General features: G+C 68.4%; 4 protein-coding genes and 1 pseudogene. 3 read left to right on the top strand and 2 right to left on the bottom strand.

Translation table 11 applies throughout. From position 1 onward, the window contains the following. Positions 1-378 (top strand): annotated as a pseudogene (locus AC1DOC_RS20475) (primosomal protein N'); the annotation flags it as partial. Positions 379-441: 63 nt separating this feature from the next. On the opposite strand, the gene AC1DOC_RS20470 reads toward AC1DOC_RS20475, so the two are convergent. Beyond that, positions 442-651: a hypothetical protein gene (locus tag AC1DOC_RS20470; RefSeq protein WP_012745878.1), complete on the bottom strand. Its 210-nt coding sequence runs from the start codon at positions 649-651 to the stop codon at positions 442-444. Between the two features lie 254 nt (positions 652-905). On the opposite strand from AC1DOC_RS20470, the gene AC1DOC_RS20465 reads away from it, so the two are divergent. Beyond that, positions 906-1,559, top strand: coding sequence for a hypothetical protein (locus AC1DOC_RS20465; protein ID WP_018903787.1), 654 nt, complete (start codon positions 906-908; stop codon positions 1,557-1,559). Between the two features lie 6 nt (positions 1,560-1,565). On the opposite strand, the gene AC1DOC_RS20460 is transcribed toward AC1DOC_RS20465, so the two are convergent. Continuing rightward, positions 1,566-2,579, bottom strand: coding sequence for an AEC family transporter (locus AC1DOC_RS20460; protein ID WP_478079130.1), 1,014 nt, complete (start codon positions 2,577-2,579; stop codon positions 1,566-1,568). Between the two features lie 120 nt (positions 2,580-2,699). Between AC1DOC_RS20460 and AC1DOC_RS20455 the strand changes: the two genes are divergently transcribed. Then, positions 2,700-4,548 (top strand): ATP-dependent helicase (locus tag AC1DOC_RS20455; protein ID WP_478130382.1); only part of this gene is annotated, 1,849 nt, incomplete at its 3' end.

Here is a 4,548-nt window from a genome sequence, read left to right as displayed (position 1 = left end):
CGGCACGACTACACGGCCTTCGCGCGGCAGCAGCTCGAGGAGCGCGCCGCCGCCGGCATGCCGCCCTTCGCCTTCCAGGCGCTGCTGCGTGCCGATGCACGCACGCAGGAAGCCGCGCAGGCTTTCCTGAACGCGGCCAGCGCCGCCGCCGAGGCGCTGGAAGGCGCCGACCGGGTGGTGCGCTATCCCGCGGTGCCGCTGGCGATCCAGCGCGTGGCCAATGTGGAAAGGGCGCAGATGCTGATCGAAAGCCCCTCGCGCGCCGTCTTGCAGCGCCTGCTGGCGCAGTGGCAGCCGCTGCTGCATGCCCTCAGGCGCACGCCCGAAGGCAAGGGCGTGATCCGCTGGCTGGTCGACGTCGACCCGCACAGCATCTAGGACCTGCCCCGCAGGGCCCCGGCCGCGACGCTCAGTCGCTCAGTCGCTCAGTCGCTCAGTCGCTCAATAGAGGCCCGCGGGCTCCTTGCCGACGTCGACGTAGCGCAGTTCGGTGCTGCGGCGCCGCGCGCTGCTGGCGGGCCATGCGAACACCACCAGGCTCAGGGCGCCCAGCGCGAGCGAAGTGCCGGCGCCGAGCATGTCGGCATGCCAGGACCAGCTCACGCCGGCAACCCAGGCCAGCCACAGCAGGATACGAATAAGTATTGCCATCGTGCTGCCCCATTCAAACTTTGATTCACAAACACTTTATCAGRCATTGTGCAAACTCAAGTATTCATCTGAAGGCATAGCAGTAGCTATGCCTTACGGCCGTTACTCGGCAGCGGAAATATTGTGAAAAAACCGTTGACTGCGCTGCCGCGCGCTGCACAAGCTGTCGCTGTGCGACGCCCGTTCCGGCGGCGCACCTCAAGCAAAGCACGCTGGTCCTCGGGGGGTCGTCTGTCGTGAAACTGCCTTCATCTGTGGTTGCTGCGGTTCTCCTGTTCGCATGCCTTGCATGCTCGGCGGCCGAACTCGACCTGCAGGGCAGCCGGCTCGTGGTGTCGGGCATGCTCGACGGCAGCGCCATCAAGGCCTTCACCGAGCACCTGGGCAAGGGCACCGTGCGCACCGTGGTGTTCGAGGATTCGTTCGGAGGCACCGCCGAGGCGGCCGGCGCCTTTGCCGACGCCATCCGCGCGAGCGGTGTGGACACCGAGATCCGCGGCCAGTGCATGGCCGCCTGCGCCTATGCCTTCCTGGCCGGCAAGGCGCATCGCTTCGGCTGGGGCCTGCAGGTGAACGGCGTGCTGCTGCCGGTGTCGGCCAGGCCCTCGGCGGCCGAGCTGGCGGTGCGCTGGCGCAGCGAGGAGGTCCAGAAGACGCTGGCGGAGTTCACGCCCATTGCGGCAGCCGCGCCCATCCAGGCCACGGAAACCCGCGCCGCCGACACACCCAGGGACAACGCCCGGGACAACTGGCGGCCCGAGCACGGCGTGCTCTTCACGGCCAGCCCGACGCTGTTCGGCCGCATCTACAACGCCTTCTATTGCGACGGCACCCAGGGCCGCGACTTCTCCAAGTGCGAGCGCCTGTCCGATGCCGATCCGTTCAAGCTGGGCGTGCTGACGCCCTGAGGCCGCTCAGCGCAGCACGCCGACCGCGAACGGAAAGCTGAAGAAGGTTGCCACCGTCGTCCACAGGATGATGCGTGCGATGCGGCCGTTGTCGGCGCCGAAGCGCTCGGCCAGCATCGAGACGTTGCTCGCACTCGGCAACGCCGCCACCAGCACGATCACCATCAGCGCCGAAGAAGACAGCGGCAGGCCGAGCGCAATGGCCCCCTGCCCCACCGCCCACACCAGCACCGGATGCACCAGCAGCTTGACCGCCACCACCGGCAGCACGTCGGCCAGCGGTGCCTTGGGAGGCAGCGCCGACTTCGTGCCCATGGCGGCCGCCACCGCCGCGCTGGCGCCGTGCTCGCGCGCGAGCAGCGCCGAGCGCGCCAGCACCGCGCCGATGGTGAAGAGCGCCACCGGCGAAGCCGCATCGGCCAGCATGGCGATGGTGCGCTCCACCGGCCCCGGCAGGCGCCAGCGCGCCGCCGACAGCAGCACGCCCAGCAGGATCGACCACGGCATCGGATTGACCAGCACGCCGCGCAGCGCCTGGCGCGCGGCCAGCCGCGGGCCGTGCTGCCCGCCCGCGCCGTCCAGGCGCGACAGCGCAATGCACAGCGAAGAAGTCACGACCAGGTCGAACGCGATGGTGATGATCATCGGCCCCGCGGCCTGCGCGCCCAGCAGCGCCACCAGCAGCGGCACGCCCATGAAGCCGGTGTTCGGAAAGGCCGCCACCAGCGCGCCGAAGGCCCCGTCGTTCCAGCCAATGCGCGCATTGCGGGTAAAGATCACCACGCCCGCCACCACCGCCAGCGCGCTCAGGCCCCAGACCAGTGCCACGCTGCCGTCGAGCAGCTGCCCGATCGGCGTGCCCGCGCCGAAGCGCAGCAGCATGCAGGGCAGCGCGAAGTACAGCACGAAGGTGTTGAGGCCCGGAATCGCGTCCAGCGGCAGGATGCGGACGCGCGCGGCGCCATAGCCGGCCGCGATCAGCGCGAAGAAAGGAAAAGTTACGAGAAATACAGGCAGCACGCGCCGATTGTCGCCGCGTCCCGCATCGTGAACTCTGGCGGCCTCTCCGGAAACATGCGCCCCGTATCATTGCGCGCTTTGCGCCTGCCGTTCCTCCGCGGCCTTCCGTTCCCACTCCCCATGTCCTCCGGTCTCAATCTCGCGCAACAAGAAGCTGTCAACTACCTGCACGGCCCCTGCCTGGTGCTGGCGGGCGCGGGCTCGGGCAAGACGCGCGTCATCACGCACAAGATCGGCCGGCTGATCCAGGCCGGCCTGGAGCCCAAGCGCATTGCGGCCATCACCTTCACCAACAAGGCCGCGAGCGAAATGCGCGAACGCGCCAAGGGGCTGATCGGGCGCGAGGCGAAGCACGTGGTGATCTGCACTTTCCACGCGCTGGGCGTGCGCATGATGCGCGAGGACGGCGCCGTGCTGGGCCTGAAGCCGGCCTTCAGCATCCTGGACAGCGACGACGTCACCAAGATCCTCAAGGACGCGGGCGGCACCACCGACACCGCCACCGCGCGCATCTGGCAGTGGACCATCAGCAAGTGGAAGAACATGGGCCTGAACGCCGCGCAGGCGGAAGCCGCCGCGGCCGACGACAACGAGCGCATCACCGCGCGCATCATGGCGCGCTACGAAGAGCGGCTCACGGCCTACCAGAGCGTCGACTTCGACGACCTCATCGGCATGCCGCTCAAGCTGCTGCGCGATTTCGACGAAGTGCGCGCCAAGTGGCAGGCCGCGCTGGGCCACATATTGGTGGACGAGTACCAGGACACCAACGCCACGCAGTACGAAGTGCTGAAGGCGCTGGCCGGCGAGCGGGGGCGCTTCACCGCGGTGGGCGACGACGACCAGTCGATCTACGGCTGGCGCGGCGCCACGCTGGACAACCTGCGCAAGCTGCCGGTCGACTATCCGGCGCTGAAGGTCATCAAGCTCGAGCAGAACTACCGCTCCACCAGCGCGATCCTGCGCGCGGCCAACAACGTGATCGGCCCCAACCCCAAGCTGTTTCCGAAGACGCTGTTCTCCGAGCTCGGCGAAGGCGAGCCGGTGCGCGTGGTCGATGCCGACTCCGAGGCGCACGAGGCCGAGCGCGCGGTGGCGCGCATCGTCAGCCTGCGCGCGGGCGACACCGCCATCGAGGGCAAGCAGTACAAGGAGTTCCGCGACTTCGCCATCCTCTACCGCGCCAACCACCAGGCGCGCGTGTTCGAGCAGGCGCTGCGCAAGGCGCAGATTCCCTACAAGGTGTCGGGCGGCCAGAGCTTCTTCGACCGCGCCGAGATCAAGGACCTGTGCGGCTGGTTCCGCCTGTGGGTCAACAACGACGACGACCCGGCGTTCCTGCGCGCCATCACCACGCCCAAGCGCGGCATCGGCCACACCACGCTCGCGAGCCTGGGCACCTTTGCGAGCCAGTACAAGCTGAGCCTGTTCGAGGCGCTGTTCAGCCCGTCGCTGCCGAGCGTGATGCCCAAGCGCACGCTCGAGGGCATCCACGAGTTCGGCCGCTACATCAACGACCTCGAATACCGCGCGCGCCGCACCATGGGCGCGGAAGATTCGCGCACCTTCATGCTCGACTGGCTCAAGGAGATCGACTACGAGAAGCATCTCTACGACGGCGAGGACAGCGAACAGGCCGCGGCCGCGCGCTGGACCAACGTGATGGAATTCGTCGACTGGATGTCGCAGCGCGCCGGCGGCACCATCGACGATGCCTCGGGCGCCGACGGCAACATCGAGACCGAGCGCAAGAGCCTGCTCGAGGTGGCGCAGACCATCTCGCTGCTGTCGACCATCAGCGAGCGCGAGCAGGACCAGAACGTGGTCACGCTGTCCACGCTGCATGCCTCCAAGGGCCTCGAATGGCCGCACGTGATGCTGATCGGCGTGACCGAGGGCCTGCTGCCCTTCAAGCTCGAGGACGACAACGGCCGCCAGCTCCAGGTGAGCGACGACACGCTGCAGCGGC

This window comes from Variovorax sp. 01T439_2 (genome assembly GCF_056398445.1).
This window is presented reverse-complemented; position numbering and strand designations above follow the sequence as displayed.

What these genes read in the sequence shown, in the direction of transcription:
- AC1DOC_RS20470 (WP_012745878.1), bottom strand. Translation starts at nt 651, where the DNA reads ATGGCAATACTTATTCGTATCCTGCTGTGGCTGGCCTGGGTTGCCGGC.